Genomic DNA, 20225 nt, shown 5'->3' on the forward strand with positions numbered 1-20225 from the left:
CGCCGCCGGATGCGGGTGGCGCCGCCTGCGGAGCCAGCCGCTTGTGATGGCCCCCGCAGTCAGTGCGGCTTACTCCACAGCCTCGTGGCCGGGCCACTTTTTGGCTTTTTGATTTCCTTCTGCATTTGCAGGACACAACGCTAGGCGCTTGCCGGTCGCCGGTCGCCGGTCGCCGGTCGCCGGTCGCCGGTCAAGCGTTGATCTGCGCCCACAACTTGTCCAGCCGCTTGATGCTCACCGGCTGGGGCGTGCGCAGTTCCTGCGCGAAGAAGCTCACCCGCAGTTCCTCCAGCAGCCAGCGCATTTCCTGCATGCGGGCATCGACTTGGCCCTTGCGCTCGGCCACCAGGCGCCAATAGCGCTGTTCCTGCGGCCGCAGTTCCGCGAGCCGTGCGGCGTCCCGCGCCGGGTCGGCGCGGTATTTGTCCAGGCGCTGGGTGATGGCCTTGAGGTAGCGCGGGAAGTGCGCCAGTTGCGGCCAGGGCGCCGCCGCCATAAACCGACCGGGCATCAGGCGCTGCAGCTGCTGCTGAGCGTCCTGCGTCGCATCGGCGGCGTTCTTCGTGTCCTTGATCTTGCGCACGGCGGTGGCGTATTCCACCAGGATGGTGCCGGCCAGACGGGCGACCTCGTTGGCGATCAGGGTCAGGCGGCCCCGACCCTCTTCCACCCGGCGCTTGAAGTCGGCTTCGCCCGTGGGCAGCGGGTCCTGAAGGAAGGCGCGCTCCAGGGCGATGTCGAGGATCTGCTGGCGCAGCTCTTCCTGCGTGCCCAGGGGCATGTAGGCCACGGCCATCTTCTGCAGGTCGGGCAGGTTCTTTTCCAGGTACTTCAGCGCGTCCCTGATCTGCAGCGCGAACAGCCGCCGCAGGCCGGCGCGGTGCTTCGCGGCGGCCACTTCCGGTTCGTCGAACACTTCGATGGTGACGGCATCGCCGCCGTCGATCAGCGCCGGAAAGCCGATCAGCGTCTGCCCGGCCTTGCGGATTTCCATCAGCTCGGGCAGCTCGCCGAACGTCCACGCGGTGTAGCGCTGCCCCGCCGGCGCCGCGGCATGGGGCGTGCCGGCCGCGGGGGCCTTACCCGTGGCAGCAGCGCCTTTTGCTACACCTTTCATAGCTGCTCGCGCAGATGGATCGGGCGCTGGCGCCTGATTTGGCACTGAAACCGGTGCCCCGGCCGCCAGCTTCAGCCCGGCCAGCGCCTGGAAAGCGCCACGCGCCTTGGCGCCCCATTCGGCCTTGAGGGCACCCAGGTTGCGCCCCTGCCCCAGCTGCCGGCCGTGTTCGTCGACCACGCGGAAGTTCATGAACAGGTGCGGAGACAGCATGTCGAGCTTGAAGTCGGCGCGCTTGACGTCCAGCGACGTCTCGGTCTGCACCTGCTTGAGCAGCACGTCGGTCAGGCTGCCGTGCCCGAAGCGCTCGGGCGTGCCGAACAGCGCGGCCAGGCGTGCGGCGCTCTCGGGCAGCGGCACGAAGCGGCTGCGCGGGCGCTGGGGCAGGCTTTTCAGCAGCGCCTGGATCTTGGCCTGCAGCATGCCCGGCACCAGCCACTCGCAGCGTTCGTCGTTCACCTGGTTCAGCACGAAGAGCGGCACCGTCACGGTGATGCCGACGCGCGCGTGCGCCGCTCGCCTCGGTATCGGTCTCGGTGCGGATGCTGAGCATGGGCACGCGGTGGCGCAGCACGTCGGGCGCGAGCTCGGCCATGTCCTGCGGCAGGGCGTAGCCGCGGCCGCGCAGCAGGGCCAGCGCCTGCGCGCCTTCGGCCAGGGCGATGGTGGCGCGGGGGCTGGCGCCGGTGGCGATGCGGCCGGCCAGCTCCGGCAGGCCGTGGCGCGCCGGCTCCCGCGTGGCGGCCACCAGCCGCACGGCGTACTGCAGCAGGGCCGGGTCCACATAGACCCGCCGGCAGTCGGCCTGCAGCGCCGCCAGCTGCTGGGTGCTTGCCACCGCCGCCACGGCCACGGCGGGCTGCAGGGCCCGCTGGGCGATGACGAATTCTTCTTCCTCGCTGGGGTAGTCCACCCGCACCTTCATCATGAAGCGGTCCACCTGCGCCTCGGGCAGCTGGTAGGTGCCCTCTGTCTCGATCGGGTTCTGCGTGGCCATCACCAGGAACGGGGCGGGCAGGGGGTGCGTCTCGCCGGCGATGGTCACCTGCCGCTCCTGCATCACCTCCAGCAGCGCGCTCTGCACCTTGGCCGGCGCGCGGTTGATCTCGTCGGCCAGCAGCAGGTGGGTGAAGACGGGGCCCAGCACGGTGGCGAATTCGCCCGTGCGCTGGTGGTACATGCGCGTGCCCACCAGGTCGGCCGGCACCAGGTCGGGCGTGAACTGGATGCGCTTGAAGCCGCCCTGCACGGCGCCGGCCAGCGTTTTCACCGTCAGCGTCTTGGCCAGGCCGGGCACGCCCTCCACCAGCAGGTGGCCGCCCGCCAGCATGGCGACCATCACGCGTTCCAGGAAGCGGTCCTGCCCCACCACGACGCGCTTGACCTCGTAGAGGATCTGCTCCATCAGCGTGGCGGCGTGGGCGTGCGTCGGTGCGACGGGGGCGAATTCGGCGGCGGGAGGCTGGGTCATGGGCTGGGTCCTCGATGGGGCGCGGCGATCAGAAGGGCGGCATGCCGACGGCGGAGGCGGCGTTCTCGATGGGCACCGCGAAGCCGATGCCGATGAAGGTGCGTGCGGAAGTGGGGTTGAGGATGGCGGTGACGATGCCCACCACCTCGCCATCCATGGTGACCAGCGGCCCGCCGGAATTGCCGGGGTTGGCGGCCGCGTCGAACTGGATCAGGTTGCGCATTTCCTGGCCGCTCTCGGGCGAGTCGAACTCCCGCTCCAGCCCCGAGACCACGCCCGCCGACACCGACGGGCCGATGCCGAACGGAAAGCCCAGCGCCACCACCGGGTCGCCGGGGCGCAGGTTCTGGGTGGACCGCAGGGGCGCGGCCTGCAGGTCGTCGGGCACCTGCTGGGCCTGCAGCACCGCCAGGTCGTTCTGCGGCTGGATGCCGGTGACGCGGGCAGGCGACTCGGTGCCGTCGGCGAAGGTCACCTGCACCCGGTGCATGCCCTGCACGACGTGCAGGTTGGTGAGGATCACGCCCCGGTCCACGATGACCACGCCGCTGCCCACGCCGCGCTCCACCTCCTTGCCCTTCTTGGTGCGCGCAAAGCCCACCACGCGCACCACCGACGGCGCCACGGCGGCTGCCGCGCGGGCGGTGGGCGAGGGCAGGGTGCGGGTCTGCAGGGTGTGCAGCACGGCGGCGTCGATGTCGTCCTGCGTCAGCCGCTGGGGCGGGGCCTGCCGGCCCGCCCAGAGCGCGGCGGCCAGCAGGGCCGCGAGCACGAGCACGGCGGACCAGAGCGCGGCTTCGGTGCGGCTGCGGCGGGTGGCCGGCGCGGCCGCGGAGGGTGGCGGGCCGGCGGGTGGGGCCTCCGGGGCGGACGCCGGCGGGCCGTCCGGCGGCAGGGCGGCGCCAGCGGCAGGGCGGCGTGACGGGCTGTAGCGGGCGGGCCGGGGCATGCGGGCACCTCTCTGGCAGGCGGAACAGGGCGTGGCGGAAGGGCGGGGCGGGTGGCCCGAACCACGGTAGCACGGAACCGGAGCCCGCGCGCGCCAGGCGGAATCTCCTACGCCCCGGCCGTGGCGCTGCGGCATCATCGGCCGCATGACGATCTGGATCGACACCCATTGCCACCTGGACGAATTCGAGGCCCATGCCGGCATCGACCACCTGGACGGCGTGCGCGCCGATGCGGCCCGCGCCGGGGTCGCCCATTGCGTGCTGCCGGCGGTGGAGCGCGCCAACCTGGATGCGGTGCGCACCCTGGCCCACCGCCACGGCGACAGCTATGCGCTGGGCATCCACCCGCTCTTCACCGGCCGCGCGGGGGACGGTGACCTGGCGGTGCTGGAGCAGCAGGTGCAGGCCCACCGGGACGACCCGCGCCTGGTCGCCATCGGCGAGGTCGGGCTCGACTACTTCGTGCCGGGACTGGATGCGGACCGGCAGGAGCGGTTCTTCCGCGCCCAGCTCGGGCTGGCGCGGCAGGCGGGGCTGCCGGTCATCCTGCACACGCGCCGCTCGGTGGACAAGGTGCTCAAGGGCCTGCGCGACGTGCCCGTCGCGGGCGGCATCGCCCATGCGTTCAACGGCAGCCTGCAGCAGGCGCAGGCTTTCATCGGCCTGGGGTTCAAGCTCGGCTTCGGCGGTGCGGTGACCTACGACCGGGCACTGCAGTTGCGGCGGCTGGCGGCGCAGCTGCCGCTCGAATCGCTGGTGCTGGAGACCGACGCGCCCGACATTCCGCCGCACTGGCTCTATGTGACCGCCGCCCAGCGTGCCGCCGGCCAGCCCGCCGCGCGCAACACGCCGGGCGAGCTGCCCCGCATCGCCGAGGTCATCGCCGGGCTGCGCGGCATGCCCGTTCAGGCCCTGGCCCGGGCCACCCGCGCCAACGCCTGCGCCGCGCTGCCCCGCCTGGCGGCGCTGCTGCCGGATGCCGAGGTCGGGGCCGAGGTTGGGGCCGGGGCTGGTACCTGAGCCCGGCATCACGCCGCGAATCTGGAGTGTTTCAGGCCTCCCGCGCTTGATCCACCTTGGCATCTAGCTATAAAAATAATATCAAGCGTTCCACGCCCGCCTCCTCATGCCCATCGACCCCGCCGCGCCTTCCCCACCCGCCGCGCCCCTGCTGCGCGGCCTGCCGCCCGTGGTGCGCGGCGGCACGCGGGTGCTCATCCTCGGCAGCTTCCCCGGGGCTGCCTCGCTGCGCGCCGGCCAGTACTACGGCCATCCGCAGAACCAGTTCTGGCGCATCCTGCAGGCGCTGTGGCCGCAGCATCCGCCGCCCGGCCCCGGGGACTACGCCGGCCGCTGCGCCTGGCTGCTGGCGCGCGGGCTGGGCCTCTGGGACGTCTATGCGGCCTGCGAGCGCGAGGGCAGCCTGGACGCCGACATCCGCCACGCCCGGGTAAACGACTTCGCCGGCCTGCGCGCCGCGCTGCCCGCCCTGGCCGCCATCGCCCACAATGGGGGGGAAAGCTTTCGCCACGCCCGCGCGGTGCGGGCCAGCCTGGAGCAGGGCGGGGCAGGAGCCCCGGGCACCATCGCGTCGCTGCGGCTGCCCTCCACCAGCCCGGCCCACGCGGCGTGGAGCTTCGAGCGCAAATGCCAGGCCTGGGCCGACGCCCTGGCTCCCTATCGACAGGTATCACCATTTTGACGACCAAGACGACTTCGCCCACCGCTGCCGATGCAGCCGCCCCCGCCCCCCGCAAACGCGCCGCCTGGGCGCCCGCGCTGCCGGAGGTGAGCGTCTCCGACGACGGCGAGGTGCGCCACCTGCACCTGGGCACGCCCTGGATCCAGGGCTCCATGCGCGTGGCTGAGCCGTTCGAGATCGAGCTGGAATACGTGCAGCGGATGATGGCCTGGCTGCTCTTCATGGAGCCTGCGGGCGTGGGCAAGCGCCACGCCATGCAGCTGGGCCTGGGGGCCGGCGCCATCACCAAGTTCTGCCACAAGAAGCTGCGCATGTGCAGCACCGCCATCGAGCTCAACCCGCAGGTCGTCGCCGTGTGCCGCAGCTGGTTCAAGCTGCCGGCCGATGGCCCCAAGCTGCGCGTGGTGCTGGCCGATGCCGCCCAGGAGATCCGCAAGCCCGAGTGGCTGGGCACGGTCGATGCGCTGGCGGTGGACCTGTACGACCACGACGCCGCCGCCCCGGTGCTCGACAGCGCCGAGTTCTATGCCGACTGCCGCGCCCTCCTGACCGACGACGGCGTGATGACCGTCAACCTGTTCGGCCGCGCCTCCAGCTACGACCGCAGCCTCGCCAAGATGGTCGAAGCCTTCGGGCCCGACGCCCTCTGGGCCTTCAAGCCGACCCGCGAGGGCAACACCATCGTGCTGGCCCTGCGCACGCCCCGGGCGTTCAAGCGGGCCGAGCTGATGGACCGCGCCGAGGCCGTGCAGGCCCGCTGGGACCTGCCCGCCGCCAAATGGCTGCGCGTGTTCAAGCCGGTCGCATGACCGGGCGCCGCCACCGACACCGCGCACAGGCCCGCTGACCCATGAACCCCACCCCTGCGCCTTCTGGGCTGCCGCCTTCCGGCTCCGCGCCCGCAGCGTCCCCGTCCGCCCCGTCCGCCGGTCCGCTGGACTGGCGCCGCGTCGTGCAATGGCTGCGCGCCGACGGCGTCATCAGCGACGAAGAGGCCGACCGCACCATCGCGCGCTGCGCCCAGGCTGAGAGCCAGCAGCACCCGCTGGTGCGCCTGGCCAACGTGGCGATAGCCCGCCAGTCCGACGGCAAGCCGCTCGACGTGGAGATGCTGACGCAGTACGTCGCGGGCCGCAGCGGCCTGGCCTACCTGCGCATCGACCCGCTGAAGGTGGACGTGGGCCGCGTGGCCGACGCCATGAGCGCGAGCTATGCCGAGCGCCACAAGGTGCTGCCCGTGCAGGTGACGGCGCAGGAGGTGGTGGTGGCCACGGCCGAGCCCTTCATCGACGACTGGGTGGCCGAGGTGGAGCGGCAGTCGCGCCGCGCCGTGCGCCGGGTGGTGGCGAACCCGCTGGACATCCACCGCTACACGGCCGAGTTCTATGCGCTGGCCAAGTCGGTGCGGGCCGCGCAGAAGGCCGGTGGCAGCGCGGGCTCCAGCAGCTTCGAGCAGCTGGTGGAGCTGAACAAGAGCAACAAGCAGCTGGACGCCAACGACCAGGGCGTCGTCAAGGTGGTGGACTGGCTCTGGCAGTACGCGTTCGACCAGCGCGCTAGCGACATCCACCTGGAGCCGCGCCGCGAGCAGGGCGTGATCCGCTTTCGCATCGACGGGGTGCTGCACCCCGTCTACCAGATGCCGATGGGCGTGCTCAACGCCATGGTCGCCCGCGTGAAGCTGCTCGGCCGCATGGACGTGGTGGAGCGCCGCCGCCCGCAGGACGGCCGCATCAAGACCCGCAACCCGCGCGGCGACGAGGTGGAGATGCGCCTCTCGACCCTGCCCACCGCCTTCGGCGAGAAGATGGTGATGCGCATCTTCGACCCGGACAACGCCGTCAAGGACCTGGACGCGCTGGGCTTCTCGCAGCACGACGCGCAGCGCTGGGAGCAGCTCGTCAAGCGCCCGCACGGCATCATCCTGGTGACGGGGCCGACCGGCTCGGGCAAGACCACCACGCTGTATTCCACGCTCAAGCGGGTGGCGACGGAGGAAGTCAACGTCAGCACGGTGGAAGATCCGATCGAGATGATCGAGCCCAGCTTCAACCAGACGCAGGTGCAGCCGCAGCTGGACTTCAACTTCGCCGAGGGCCTGCGCGCCCTCATGCGCCAGGACCCGGACGTGCTGATGGTGGGCGAGATCCGCGACCTGGCCACCGCCGACATGGCGGTGCAGGCGGCGCTCACCGGCCACCTGGTCTTCAGCACGCTGCACACCAACGACGCGCCCAGCGCCGTCACCCGGCTGATGGAGCTGGGCGTGCCGCCCTATCTCATCAACGCCACGCTGCTGGGCGTGCTGGCGCAGCGCCTGGTGCGCACGCTGTGCAAGCACTGCCGCGCGCCCGATGCCGACGCCCGGCCCGAGGCTTTGGCCGAAGTCATCAAGCCCTGGAAGATCAACGGCAGCTACCAGCCCTTCAAGCCGGTCGGCTGCGTCGAATGCCGGATGACCGGGTTCCGGGGCCGCATGGGCCTGTACGAGCTGCTCACCGTGAGCGAATCGCTGAAGGAGCGCATCCACCAGACGCCCTCCATCGACCAGCTGCGCCGCCAGGCCGTGCAGGACGGCATGCGCCCGCTGCGGCTGGCCGGCGCGCTGCGCGTCGCCGAAGGGCTGACCACGCTGGAGGAAGTCATCGCCTCCACGCCGCCGCTGGAGCACGAGCGGCACTGAGCGGCACTGCGCCGCATTGAGTTGCATTGAGTCGCCTGGAGCGGACGGGCCGGCGGTGCCACGCCGCCCCCGCTCGCTCTTCCCAAGCGCCTGGGCCCGCGCCTGCCGCCCACCGCCGCCATCGCTGCACGCGGCAAGCGAGGAGGACCCGCCGCCCCGCCTGCGGTGGAGCCTTGCGGTTTTCCCTAGGTCCCCGGTAGGTGGTATCCACAACGCACGCATGAGGGGCGAACTGCACAATCGCCCGTCAAGTTCGCGTAAGGAGGCTTTTTCGTGAAAATCAAGAGTCAGAAAGACTTTTTCTCGGGGCTGATGTTCATGGGCATCGGCGTCGCCTTTGCCGTGGGTGCCAGCAACTACACCGTCGGCAATGGCGCCCGCATGGGCCCCGGTTATTTCCCGCTCATCCTGGGCATTCTGCTGGCCGTGCTGGGCAGCGCCATCGTGTTCTATTCCACCGTGGTGGAGAGCGCCGGCGGCGACAAGATCGGCAAATGGGCCTGGAAGCAGATCTTCTTCATCCTGGCATCCAACTTCGCCTTCGGCGTGCTGCTCGCGGGCCTGCCGAGCTTCGGCGTGCCGGCCATGGGCCTGATCGTGGCGATCTACGGGCTGGTGTTCATCGCCAGCCTGGCGGGCGACACCTTCAACGCCAAGGAAGTGTTCATCCTCGCCACGGTGCTGGCGGTGGGCAGCTATGTGGCTTTCGTGTGGGCACTGAAGCTGCAGTTCCCTGTGTGGCCCAGTTTCATTTCGGGTTAAGCAGGAGCATCGACGACCATGGAATTGTTTGACAACCTGGCGACCGGCTTCGGCGTCGCCTTCACCTTCCAGAACCTGATTTACTGCCTGATCGGCTGTATCTTGGGCACCCTGATCGGCGTGCTGCCGGGCATCGGCCCCGTGGCGACCATCGCCATGCTGCTGCCCGCCACCTACGCGCTGCCCCCCGTGGCCGCGCTCATCATGCTGGCCGGCATCTACTACGGCGCGCAGTACGGGGGTTCCACCACCGCCATTCTGGTGAACCTACCGGGCGAGTCATCCTCGGTGGTGACCGTGATCGACGGCTACCAGATGGCGCGCAAGGGCCGGGCCGGTCCGGCGCTCGCCGCCGCGGGCCTGGGTTCGTTCTTCGCCGGCTGCGTGGGCACGCTGATCCTGGCCGCCTTCGCGCCGCCGCTGACCGAAGTCGCCTTCAAGTTCGGCCCCGCCGAATACTTCTCGCTGATGGTGCTGGGCCTGATCGGTGCCGTGGTGCTGGCCTCCGGTTCGCTGCTCAAGGCCGTGTCGATGATCGTGCTGGGCCTGCTGCTGGGCCTGGTGGGTACCGACGTGAATTCGGGCGTCGCCCGCTACAGCTTCGACATTCCCGAACTGACCGACGGCATCAACTTCGTCGTGATCGCCATGGGTGTGTTCGGCTACGGTGAAATCATCGCCAACCTGTCCAAGCCGGAAGAAGACCGCGAGGTGTTCACCGCCAAGGTGCAGGGCCTGTTCCCGACCAAGCAGGACTTCAAGCGCATGATCCCCGCCGTGCTGCGCGGCACGGCCCTGGGCTCTGCCCTCGGCATTCTGCCCGGCGGCGGCGCGCTGCTGGCGGCCTTCGCGGCCTACACCATCGAGAAGAAGACCAAGCTGCAACCGGGCGAAGTGCCCTTCGGCAAGGGCAACATCCGCGGCGTGGCGGCTCCCGAGTCGGCCAACAACGCCGGTGCGCAGACCTCCTTCATCCCGCTGCTGACGCTGGGCATTCCCCCCAACGCCGTGATGGCGCTGATGGTGGGCGCCATGACGATCCACAACATCCAGCCTGGTCCCCAGGTGATGACCAGCAACCCCGAACTGTTCTGGGGCCTGATCGCCTCGATGTGGCTCGGCAACGCGATGCTGATCATCCTGAACCTGCCGCTGATCGGCATGTGGATCAAGCTGCTGACGGTGCCGTACCGCTGGCTATTCCCCTCCATCGTGCTGTTCTGCGCGGTGGGCGTGTACGGCACCAACAACAACACGTTCGACGTGTGGCTGGTGGGGATCTTCGGCTTCATCGGCTACGTGTTCCACAAGCTGGGCACCGAACCCGCGCCGCTGCTGCTGGGCTTCATCCTGGGGCCGATGATGGAAGAGAACCTGCGCCGGGCCCTGCTGCTGTCGCGCGGCGACTGGAGCGTGTTCGTCACGCGTCCGATCTCCGCCGGCCTGCTGGTCGCCGCCGTGCTGCTGCTCATCATCGTGCTGCTGCCCGCGGTGAAGAACAAGCGCGAAGAGGCCTTCGTCGAAGACTGACGAGCTCCCGCACACCGCCGCCACCCGCCGCCGCTCCCTTGCGCGACGGCTGGGCTGGCGAATCGAGACGGCACCTTCGGGTGCCGTTTTGCGTTGGGGAGCCGTCCAGGCGCGGACAATGCGGGCAGCACCCCGATCGCGGCCACACCGCCGGCGGCATGCGGCCTGAACCAGGCCTGCCGGGCCGGAGTGCCGCTCCGGCCGACCGCCGCTCCCACGGAACCCCCCACCTTGCCTTCCTCTCCACCGCCGCCGTCAACGCCGCCGTCCTCGCCCGCTCCGCCATCCCAGGCCACCGGGCTGCTGCTCGCGTTCCTGGGCGCCATCGCCTTCAGCGGCAAGGCGATCATCGTCAAGCTGGCCTACCGGCACGGGGTGGATGCGGTCACGCTCATCATGTACCGGATGCTGTTCGCGCTGCCCATCTTCGCGGTCATGGCGTGGTGGGCCAGCCGGGGGCGCGCCCCGCTCACCCGGCGCGACTGGGCGGGCGTGGCGTGGCTGGGGTTCACCGGCTACTACCTCGCCAGCTTCCTCGACTTCGCGGGACTGGCCTACGTCAGCGCCAGCCTGGAGCGGCTGATCCTCTATCTCAATCCCACCCTGGTCGTGCTGCTCGGCTGGGCGCTGTACGGGCGCCGCGTGCGCTGGCCGCAGATGGTGGGCATGGGCATCAGCTACTGCGGCGTGCTGCTGGTGTTCGGCTCAGAGGCCAGCCTGCAGGGCCCCCACGTGGCCTGGGGCGTGCTGCTGGTGTTCCTCTCGGCGGTGAGCTACGCCGTCTACCTGGTCTACAGCGGCGAGATGGTGCGCCGCCTGGGCGCGCTGCGGCTGGTGGGGCTGGCGACCACGGTGGCGTGCCTGTGCTGCCTGCTGCAGTTCGCCGTGCTGCGGCCCTGGTCCGCCGCGCTGGTGGCGCCCGAGGTGGTGTGGCTGTCGCTGCTCAACGCCACGCTCTGCACGGCGGTGCCGGTGCTGCTGGTCATGCTCGCCATCGAGCGCATCGGCGCCGACCTCACGGCGCAGACCGGCATGATCGGCCCTCTGTCCACCATCCTGCTGGGCGTGTGGCTGCTGGGCGAGCCGTTCACGCCGACCGTCGCCGCCGGCACCGTCCTGGTGATCGCGGGCATCTACGTCTTCACCCGCATGGCACGCCGGCCCTCGGCCTGACGCCGTGCCTCGCCCACGGCGCGGTGCCTGGCGGAAAGCTGCCGCCGGCAGCCGGCCGGGGCGGGCGCGCCGCACTATCATCTTCGCGAACCGAGGCGGCCCTAGGGCCGCCGCACCCTTCGACGAATCAACGGAGCGAACGACTTATGGATTTGGGCATTGCCGGAAAATGGGCGCTGGTCTGCGGCGCCAGCAAGGGGCTGGGCCTGGGCTGCGCCGAGGCGCTGGTGCGTGAAGGCGTCAACGTCGTCATCAATGCGCGCAACGCCGAGGCGCTGCAGCAGGCTGCTTCTTATTTGATAGCAGCAGGCGCAGACGCCACCAGGGCGGGAGGCTTCAAGGGCCCCCAACCCGAAGTGCTGGCCGTGGCCGCCGACATCACCACGCCCGAGGGCCGCGCCGCGGCTTTCGGCGTGGCGGGCGGGCCGGGCACGGCGTTCGACATCGTCGTCACCAACGCCGGCGGCCCGCCCACCGGCGACTTCCGCGACTGGGACCGCGACGCCTGGATCCGGGCGGTCGACGCCAACATGCTGACACCCATCGAGCTGATCCGCGCCACGGTGGACGGCATGGCCGGGCGCGGCTTCGGGCGCATCGTCAACATCACCTCCAGCGCGGTGAAGGCGCCCATCGACATCCTGGGCCTGTCGAACGGCGCGCGCAGCGGCCTGACGGGTTTCGTGGCGGGGGCGTCGCGCAGCGGCATCGCCGCCCGGGGCGTCACCATCAACAACCTGCTGCCGGGCAAGTTCGACACCGACCGCCTGGCCGCCACCGTGCAGGCCGCCTCGTCCAAGTCGGGCAAGAGCGTGGACGACGTGCGCCGCAGCCAGCAGGCCGCCATACCGGCCGGGCGCTACGGCACCCCGCAGGAATTCGGCGCCATCTGCGCCTTCCTTTGCAGCGTGCATGCCGGCTACATGACCGGGCAGAACGTGCTGGCCGACGGCGGCGCCTATCCCGGTACCTTCTGACGGGCGGGAGCGGCTGCCGCTTTTCCCGGCTTTGGCGCCGCCAAAACCCGATCACAATGGCCACGGTGGATTCGCTCTCGTGCCCGGTCCAGAGGAGTTGTGATGCCGTCGTCGTTATTCCCGTCGGTTCGCCGCGCAGTGCGCCGGCTCGCACTGTGCGCGTGCCTGGCCGCGCTGCCATGGGCCGCAGCGGGGCAGGACGCAGGCACGCCGGGCGACGGCTCCGCGTCGGCCCCGGGGCCCAAGCCGGCGGCCGCCCGGCCCCGCCCGCACAAGAGCCCTGACGCGCCGATCCGGCTGCGGGTGGTGGGCGGGCTGGGCCTGGTCACGCAGTACACCCAGTTCGAAGAGCCCTTCTGGACGCGCGAGCTGCCGCGCCTGAGCGGCGGCCGGCTGGTCGCCGACATCGTTCCCTTCGACCGCGCGGGCGTGCCTGGCGTCGAGATGCTGCGCCTGCTGCAGCTGGGCGTGGTGCCCTTCGGCACCGCGCTGATGAGCTCCTTTTCCGCCCAATACCCGCAGTACGCGGCCGTCGACCTGCCCGGCCTGAGCGCCGACATCGCCAGCCTGCGGCGGGCCTCGGCCGCTTTCCGGCCGTACCTGGAGCAGGCCCTGCGCGACGAGCATGGCGTGGAGTTGCTGGCGGTCTACGTCTATCCGGCGCAGGTGGTTTTCTGCAAGAAGCCGCTGGCGCGGCTGGACGACCTCGCCGGGCGGCGGGTGCGGGTGTCCTCCCCGGCGCAGGCGGACTTCGTCGCCGCCCTGGGCGCCGAGCCGGTGGTGACGGCCTTCAACCAGCAGCGCGCCAGCCTGGAGTCCGGCGACGTGGAGTGCGCGGTCACCGGCGCCATGTCCGGCAACACCCTGGGCCTGGACCTGGTGGCCTCGTACCTGTACCCGCTGCCGCTGAACTGGGGCATGGCGGTCTTCGGCGCCAACCGCGCCGCGTGGAACGCCCTGCCGGCCGAGGCCCGCACGCTGCTGCGCACCGAGCTGGGCCGGCTGCAGGCGGCCATCTGGGCCCAGGCCGAGCGCGACACCGCCCAGGGCATAGCCTGCAACACGGGCCAGGCCGCATGCCGTGACGGGCGCAAGGGCGCGATGGTGCTGGTGCCCGTCTCCGAACGCGACGACCTGCGCCGCGTGGAGGTGTTCCGCACCTCCGTGCTGCCCAAGTGGCGCCGCCGCTGCACGGTGCGCTGCGACGAGATCTGGGATCGCACCATCGGGGCGGACAACCGGGTCGGCACGCCGGCTCCCGGTCGATGATGGGCTCCACGACCTCCCGCACCCGCTTCGCGGTCTGGACCGGCGTGGGCCTGCTGCTCGCCGCGCTGGGGCTGGCGGCCTCGTCGCTGATCCTGAACGCGCGCAACACGGCGCTGTCCGAGAGCGAGGAGCAGGTCCGGCGTTTCGCTTCCGGGGCGGAATCGGCGATGAACCGGGCGCTTCTTTCGTTCGACGTGCTGCTGGCCAGCACGGGCGATCTGCTCGACCTGTCCACCAGCCAGCCGTCCGAACTGGGCGGGCGGGGCGCGCGGCAGTTGCTGCGCAGCGCCGCACGGCAGAATCTGATGGTGCGCTACGTGGCGCTGATGGACGAAGGCGGCGCGGTGGTGGCCGCGTCCGACCAGGCCGGCCTGCACGCGGCGCGCGATCTGCCCCCCGGCTTCTTCGACGAGGCGTTGGGCCAGGCCGTGCCTGTGCTGGTGGCCAGCGCGCCCACGGTGAGCTTCACCAGCTCCGAGCGGGTGATCTTCTTCGCCAAGCCGGTGCAGATGCCCAGCGGCCAGCGGCTGCTGGCGCTGGCGCAGGTGCCCTCGAACATGCTGGTGTCCGTGCTGATGCAGGGCAGCGACATCCCCGCGCTCGAAGTGACCATGGAGCATGGCGCCGGCGACGTGCTGCTGGGCATCTCCAGCCGCGGCGAGGTGCGCCGCGCGGCCACGGTGCAGCCCCTGGGCGAGCAGGCGCCGCCGCCGGAAGGCGCGGGTGGCGCCACCCCCGCACGCTGGCAACAGCCGGCGCGGCTCTCGGGCACGCCCGGCATGGTGGTGGCGCGGCCCATTCTCTATCCGGACCTGTGGATCTCCGCCAGCCTGCCGCTGCGCGACGCGCTGGAGACTTGGCGCAGCGAGCGCAACACCATCGTGGTGGTGGCGCTGCTCTTCGGCGCCGCGCTGCTCGCCATCGCGGGCTTTTCCGTGGCCTACCTCAACCGCCTGCACCGCGCCCGGCGGGCCATGGCGCAGTCGCAGGCCACGCTGGAGCAGGCGCTCTCGTCGCTGGTGACGGGCTTTCTGCTGCTGGATGCCGAGCAGCGCGTGCGGCAGTGGAACCTGCGCTTCGAGGAGATCTACCCCTGGGTGATCCCGTCGCTGCGCGTGGGCATGCCCTTCGAGGAAATGCTCAGCCTCTGCTCGCCCTACCAGCTGCCCGCGGGCACCGAGGCGCAGCGGCGCGACTGGGTGGAAAAGCGCATGCTGCTGCAGCGCTTTCCCCGGGGCACGCACGAGCAGGAGCTGCGCAACGGCCACTGCATCCAGATCACCGAGCGCCAGACGCCCGACGGCGGCATGGTCATCTCCTACCACGACGTCACCGACATCCGGCGCGCGTCGGCCGAAATCGAGAGCCTGGCCTTCTACGACCCGCTCACCGGCCTGCCCAACCGGCGCCTGCTGCTGGACCGGCTGCACCAGGCCGAGTCGGCCGCCGAGCGGTCGGGCGAGCGCGGCGCGCTGCTGTTCCTCGATCTCGACCAGTTCAAGACGCTCAACGACACCCTGGGCCACGAGGTGGGCGACCAACTGCTGCAGCAGGTGGCCCGGCGCCTGTCGGACAGCGTGGGCATCACCGACACGGTGGCCCGCCTGGGCGGCGACGAATTCGTGGTCATGCTGCGCGACCTTTCCCCCGACGAGGGCGAGGCCGCAGCCGCCGCCCGCCGCACCGGCGAGAAGATCCTGCACCAGCTCAACCGCCCCTACCTGCTGGGCGCCCACAGCCACCAGAGCAGCTGCAGCATCGGCGCGACCCTGTTCGGCCACAAGCCGCAGTCCGCCGCCGAGCTGCTCAAGCAGGCGGACATCGCCATGTACCAGGTCAAGGCCCAGCGCGGCAACGGCCTGTGCTTCTTCGACCCCGGCATGCAGGAGGCCATCAGCGCCCGCGCCCGGCTGGAGCACGACCTGCAGGAGGGCCTGGCCGCCGGGCAGTTCGTGCTGCATTACCAGCCGCAGTTCAAGCTGAGCGGGGCGCTCGTGGGCGCCGAGGCCCTGCTGCGCTGGCAGCACCCGGAGCGCGGCATGGTGCTGCCCGGCCAGTTCATCGGCGTGGCGGAAGACAGCGAATTCATCATTCCGCTGGGCCTCTGGGTGCTGCGCACCGCCTGCGAGCAGCTGGCGCTCTGGCAGCAGGAGCCGGCGCTGCGCGATCTGCACCTGTCGGTGAATGTGAGCGCCCGGCAGTTCCACCAGCCCGACTTCGTGCCGCAGGTCATCCAGATCCTGCAGGACACGGGCGTGCGTCCCCATCTGCTCGACCTGGAGCTGACCGAATCGATGGTGCTGGACAACGTGGAGGAAACCGTCGCCAAGATGCACCTGCTGCGCACCAAGGGCGTGCGCTTCTCGGTGGACGATTTCGGCACCGGCAATTCGTCGCTGGCCTACCTCACCCAGCTGCCGCTGCACCAGCTCAAGATCGACCAGTCCTTCGTGCGCAACCTGGGCGTGCGCCACACCGACGACGTGATCGTGCAGACCATCATCGGCATGGCCCGCAACCTGGAGCTGGAGGTGATCGCCGAGGGCGTGGAAACCGCCGGGCAGCGCGACTTCCTCGCCCGCCACGGCTGCGACCTGTACCAGGGCTACCTGCTGGGCCGGCCCATGCCGGCGCAGGCGCTGCGCGCGCTGGCGGACGCCCCGGTGCGCCCACTGGCGGAATGATCGAAACGCTATTTACTTGATAGCAACAGGCGCCCATACGACGGGCGTTACGGCCTATTTTTATGGTCCAAGCCGGCCTGGCGGCGGGCCGTTCAGCGGCGCGACGAGGCCACGATCCCGCCGACGATCAGCGCGAAGGCCACGGCATGGTAGAGATGCGGCACCTCGCCCAGGAAGGCCGCCGACAGCACCGCCGCGAAGAGGGGCGTGAGGTTGATGAAGAACCCGGCCACCGCCGGCCCCGCCCGCTGCACGCCCACGCCCCAGCAGCGGTAGGCCAGCACGGCGGGCCCCACGGCGATGAAGGCCAGCGCGGCCGCCAGCGGCCAGCCCCATTCCACGTGGCGCGGCGCCACGGCCCACTCCGCCCCCGCGAAGGCGCCCGACCATGCCAGGCCGAACACCATCTGCGCCATGAGGAAGGCGGCCCAGTGGCCGCGCACCGAGGCCGGCTCGCTGGTGCGCGACAGCAGCCAGCTGTAGAAGGCCCAGCACATCGTGGCCAGCACCATGTAGAGGTCGCCCGGCACCAGCCGCAAGGCCGCCAGCTGCCCCCACTCGCCACGGCTCAGCACCACCGCGACGCCCGCGATGGACAGCACCGCCCCCAGCACGTGCCGCCGCGTGACCGGCGCGCCGAAGAAGAGCGCCCCGATGGCCAGCATCCACACCGGCAGGCCCGCGCCCACCAGGGTGACGTTGAGCGGCGTGGAGGTCTGCAGCGCCAGGTACTGCAGCGCGTTGTAGCAGCCGACCCCCAGCAGCCCCAGCAGTGCGAAGCGCCGCCAGTGCGGCCAAACGGGGCTGCCGGGCCGCAGCACGCCGTGCGCCAGCGGCAGCAGGATGGCGAAGGCCAGCGCCCAGCGGATGAAGTTCAGCGTGAGGGGCGGCACCAGCGTGTGCACCAGCCGGCCCACCACGGCGTTGCCGGCCCACAGCAGCGGCGCTGCGGCCAGCATGCCCACGGTGGCGGGCGAGAGTCGTTGCGTCATGGGCTGCAACTGTAGTCGCAGGCGGGCGCCAGCACGGCCCGCCGAAACATGGCAGGATGCCCCGCGTGCCCGCATTCCACGCGCGAGCCGTCCCGCAGACTTTCCCCTCGTTCCCACTGCACCAGGAGACCGATTTCCATGAGCCTCGCCGTCCAGATCCGCCAGCATGGCGGCCCCGAAGAACTGCATGTCACCGACGTCGAGGTGGGCCAGCCCGGCCCGGGCCAGGTGCGCATCCGCCACCATGCGGTGGGCCTGAACTTCATCGACGTCTATCACCGCACGGGCCTGTACCCGCTGCAGATGCCGGCCGGCATCGGCATGGAAGGCGCCGGCGTGATCGAGGCGGTGGGCGAGAGCGTCACCCACCTGCGGGCCGGCGACCGCGCCGCCTATGCTGCCAACCCGCCCGGCAGCTACTGCGAGGTGCGCGTGATGCCGGCGCAGAACGTCTGCCGCCTGCCGGACGGCATCGACTTCGAGACCGGCGCGGCCATGATGCTCAAGGGCCTGACGGCGCAGTACCTGCTCAAGAAGACGCGCCCGGTGGAGGGCCTGGAGCCGGGCGACTTCGTGCTGTTCCATGCCGCCGCCGGCGGCGTGGGGCTGATCGCGTGCCAGTGGGCCAAGGCCCTGGGGCTGCAGCTGATCGGCACGGCCGGCTCCGACGCCAAATGCCAGCTGGCGCTGGACAACGGCGCGGCCCACGCGATCAACTACGCCCGCGAAGACTTCGCGGCGCGGGTGAAGGAGATCACCGGCGGCCGTGGCGTGAAGGTGGTCTATGACTCGGTGGGCAAGGACACCTGGGACAAGTCGCTCGAATGCCTGCGCCCCTTCGGCCTGATGGCCAGCTTCGGCAACGCCTCCGGCCCGGTGCCGCCGTTCGCGCCGGGCAGCCTGGGCGCCAGGGGCTCGCTCTACGTCACGCGCCAGACGCTCTTCACCCACATCTCCAGCCGCGAGGCCACCCAGGCCATGGCCGACGACCTGTTCAAGGTGGTGGAAAGCGGCGAGGTCAGGATCCACATCGACCAGCGCTACCCCCTGGCCGATGTGCAGCAGGCGCACCGCGACCTGGAGGCGCGCAAGACCACCGGCTGCACCATCCTCACTCTGCCGTGAGCGCACCCGTGGTGGTCCGGCCCGGCTGGGTCGATGCGGCCCGCGCCCGCGCGCAACGCCCGCCCGCACGGCCCCGGCTGCCGTTCGCGGTGGGCGGGCACACGGTCGGGTCGGTGGATGCCCAGGTTTTTGGACAAATCGCTGCCCGGCGCTTGCTGGATGAGCGTTGGCAGCTATCAAAAGAGGAGCGTTCGGACGGCTGGGCGTGGCAGCTGGGTGCGGCGGATGTAGGAGAGTTAGATGCCACCGACGCCCTGAACGCGCTGGCGCGGGTGCTGCGCGCCACCGGCCACTGCGGCCCCTGGCGCGACGAGCAACTGGCCGTGTGCGACGCCGCCGGCCGGCGCATCGGCACCGTGGAGCGCGGGGCGGTGCGGCCGCTGGGCATTACCACCCGGGCGGTGCACCTGGTGGCAGCGACGCCCGAGGGCGACCTCTGGGTGCAGCAGCGCGCCTTCAGCAAGCCCTCCAACCCCGGCATGTGGGATACGACCATGGGCGGCATGGTCTCCGCCGCCGACACGCTGGAGCAGGCCCTGGCCCGCGAGACCTGGGAAGAGGCGGGCCTGGCGATCGATACCTTGCAGCGCGTGGCCCACGGCGGCCATGTCGATTTCGCCCGGCCGTGCGAGGCCGGCGGCGACGGCGGCGATGGGGGAGGTGAGGGCGCGGAGACGGGCTATATGCAGGAGCGCATCGACTGGTTCAGCGCCACCGTGCCGGCGGGCACGGAGCCCGTGAATCAGGATGGCGAGGTCGAGCGCTTCGAGGCCTGGCCCGCCGAGGAAGTGCAGGCGCGCCTTGCCGCCGGCGCGTTCACGCCCGAGGCGGCACTGGTGCTGGCGGGCTACTACGGCTGGTAGCCGTCCGGCTGCGCGCCACGTCCCGCACCAGCTCCCATGCGGCCTGGGCGAGCGGCGACAGGGCGCGGCCCTTGCGGTGCACCAGCATGATGGCGCGGTCGATGCGCGGCGCCAGCGGGCGCACCACCAGGCGCTGCAGCCCCTCGGGCGGCACGGCCAGCGTCGGGATGACCGAGATGCCCAGGCCGGCATCGAGCATGCGGAAGATGGTCGTGGGGTGGCCGACTTCCTGCGCCACCGTGTGCGGCACGGCGTGCGCGGCCAGCGCCCGGTCGATCAGGCGGCGGCTGCCCGAGGCATGGTCCAGCAGCACCAGCGGTTCGCCGGCCAGGTCGGCCCAGCGCACCCGGCGCCGGCTGGCCAGCCGGTGGCCGGGCGGGCAGGCCAGGCAGAACGGGTCGGTCAGGATGGTCTCGCAGTGCAGGGCGTCCCGTTCGCTCGGGTCGATCACCACGCCGAAGTCCACCTCGCCCGAGAGCACGCTGGCCAGCACGTCGTTCTGGATGCGGTCGAGCAGCAGCAGCTCCACCCCCGGCAGCGCCTCGCGGCAGCGGGCGATGCAGTCGGGCAGCAGGTGGGCCGACAGCGTGGGGCTGCTGGCCACGCGCACCCGCCCGCGGCGGGCCGTGCCGATGCCGCGTACGTCCAGCAACAGCCCCTCCAGCTCGTCCAGCAGCCGCGGCAGGCGGGCGGCGAGGCTCGCGCCCGCCTCGGTCAGCTCGACCTCGCGGGTGGTGCGGTGGACCAGCTTCACGCCCAGCTGCGCCTCCAGCTCGGTGATGGACCGGCTCACGGCAGGCTGCGTCAGGCCCACCGCGTCGCCCGAGCGGCTGAAGTGGCGGTGGGTGGCCACGGCCTGGAACACATGCAGCTGGCGCAGGGTGACATTCATGCGCCGAGATCATAGAACCATCACTCGAATCCATT

15 protein-coding genes and 2 pseudogenes are annotated in these 20225 nt (G+C 71.1%); 12 read left to right on the forward strand and 5 right to left on the reverse strand.

Annotated elements, in window-relative coordinates:
* Nucleotides 1-190 precede the first annotated feature (190 nt).
* The 3 genes and pseudogenes from ABWV53_RS19655 to ABWV53_RS19665 form a co-directional block, all read right to left on the reverse strand.
* Nucleotides 191-1624: pseudogene (locus ABWV53_RS19655) on the reverse strand (DUF3418 domain-containing protein); the annotation flags it as partial.
* Nucleotides 1625-1667: 43 nt separating this feature from the next.
* A pseudogene (locus tag ABWV53_RS19660) lies at nt 1668-2588 on the reverse strand (AAA family ATPase); the annotation flags it as partial.
* A gap of 28 nt (nt 2589-2616) precedes the next feature.
* Nucleotides 2617-3537 carry a S1C family serine protease gene (locus ABWV53_RS19665; RefSeq protein ID WP_353367661.1) on the reverse strand — a complete coding sequence of 307 codons (921 nt, stop codon included), beginning with the start codon at nt 3535-3537 and terminating at the stop codon, nt 2617-2619.
* 145 nt (nt 3538-3682) lie between these two features.
* Between ABWV53_RS19665 and ABWV53_RS19670 the strand changes: the two genes are divergently transcribed.
* The 10 genes from ABWV53_RS19670 (at nt 3683) to ABWV53_RS19715 (ending at nt 16318) form a co-directional block, all read left to right on the forward strand.
* A complete protein-coding gene (locus tag ABWV53_RS19670) occupies nt 3683-4558 on the forward strand; it encodes a TatD family hydrolase (RefSeq protein WP_353367660.1) in 876 nt (291 codons plus the stop codon).
* Nucleotides 4559-4664: 106 nt separating this feature from the next.
* Entirely contained in the window at nt 4665-5240 is a 576-nt protein-coding gene (locus ABWV53_RS19675) for a DNA-deoxyinosine glycosylase (RefSeq protein ID WP_353367659.1), read from the forward strand.
* The gene (locus ABWV53_RS19680) at nt 5237-6049 is read left to right on the forward strand and encodes a class I SAM-dependent methyltransferase (RefSeq protein ID WP_502903937.1); all 813 of its coding nucleotides are present in this window, start codon (nt 5237-5239) and stop codon (nt 6047-6049) included. Before ABWV53_RS19675 ends, ABWV53_RS19680 begins: the two co-directional genes overlap by 4 nt.
* A 41-nt stretch (nt 6050-6090) precedes the next feature.
* Entirely contained in the window at nt 6091-7923 is a 1833-nt protein-coding gene (gene tfpB, locus ABWV53_RS19685) for a type IV pilus assembly ATPase TfpB (RefSeq protein ID WP_353367837.1), read from the forward strand.
* Between the two features lie 273 nt (nt 7924-8196).
* Nucleotides 8197-8685, forward strand: coding sequence for a tripartite tricarboxylate transporter TctB family protein (locus ABWV53_RS19690; protein WP_353367838.1), 489 nt, complete (start codon nt 8197-8199; stop codon nt 8683-8685).
* 18 nt (nt 8686-8703) lie between these two features.
* A complete protein-coding gene (locus ABWV53_RS19695) occupies nt 8704-10215 on the forward strand; it encodes a tripartite tricarboxylate transporter permease (protein ID WP_353367839.1) in 1512 nt (503 codons plus the stop codon).
* Nucleotides 10216-10446: 231 nt separating this feature from the next.
* A complete protein-coding gene (locus ABWV53_RS19700; protein ID WP_353367840.1) occupies nt 10447-11388 on the forward strand; it encodes a DMT family transporter in 942 nt (313 codons plus the stop codon).
* 146 nt (nt 11389-11534) lie between these two features.
* Nucleotides 11535-12365, forward strand: coding sequence for an SDR family oxidoreductase (locus ABWV53_RS19705; protein WP_353367841.1), 831 nt, complete (start codon nt 11535-11537; stop codon nt 12363-12365).
* A gap of 102 nt (nt 12366-12467) precedes the next feature.
* On the forward strand, nt 12468-13634 hold the full coding sequence (locus ABWV53_RS19710) for a TRAP transporter substrate-binding protein (RefSeq protein ID WP_353367842.1): 1167 nt from the start codon (nt 12468-12470) through the stop codon (nt 13632-13634).
* Nucleotides 13634-16318 carry a bifunctional diguanylate cyclase/phosphodiesterase gene (locus ABWV53_RS19715; protein WP_502903949.1) on the forward strand — a complete coding sequence of 895 codons (2685 nt, stop codon included), beginning with the start codon at nt 13634-13636 and terminating at the stop codon, nt 16316-16318. Before ABWV53_RS19710 ends, ABWV53_RS19715 begins: the two co-directional genes overlap by 1 nt.
* A 92-nt stretch (nt 16319-16410) precedes the next feature.
* Here the strand turns inward: ABWV53_RS19715 and ABWV53_RS19720 are convergent, their stop codons facing one another.
* Nucleotides 16411-17310 (reverse strand): DMT family transporter, encoded by a 900-nt coding sequence (locus ABWV53_RS19720; protein ID WP_353367844.1) that lies wholly within the window; start codon nt 17308-17310, stop codon nt 16411-16413.
* A gap of 138 nt (nt 17311-17448) precedes the next feature.
* On the opposite strand from ABWV53_RS19720, the gene ABWV53_RS19725 reads away from it, so the two are divergent.
* Nucleotides 17449-18435, forward strand: a complete 987-nt coding sequence (locus ABWV53_RS19725) for a quinone oxidoreductase family protein (RefSeq protein WP_353367845.1) — start codon at nt 17449-17451, stop codon at nt 18433-18435.
* Nucleotides 18432-19298 (forward strand): NUDIX hydrolase, encoded by an 867-nt coding sequence (locus tag ABWV53_RS19730; protein WP_353367846.1) that lies wholly within the window; start codon nt 18432-18434, stop codon nt 19296-19298. The genes ABWV53_RS19725 and ABWV53_RS19730 overlap by 4 nt, the downstream gene beginning before the upstream one ends.
* Here ABWV53_RS19730 and ABWV53_RS19735 read toward each other — a convergent pair.
* Nucleotides 19252-20190 carry a LysR family transcriptional regulator gene (locus ABWV53_RS19735; protein ID WP_353367847.1) on the reverse strand — a complete coding sequence of 313 codons (939 nt, stop codon included), beginning with the start codon at nt 20188-20190 and terminating at the stop codon, nt 19252-19254. The two genes, ABWV53_RS19730 and ABWV53_RS19735, sit on opposite strands and share 47 nt — an antisense overlap.
* Nucleotides 20191-20225: the final 35 nt, after the last annotated feature.

This window comes from Acidovorax sp. FG27, from assembly GCF_040365715.1.
Classification (GTDB): Bacteria; Pseudomonadota; Gammaproteobacteria; order Burkholderiales; family Burkholderiaceae_C; genus Paracidovorax.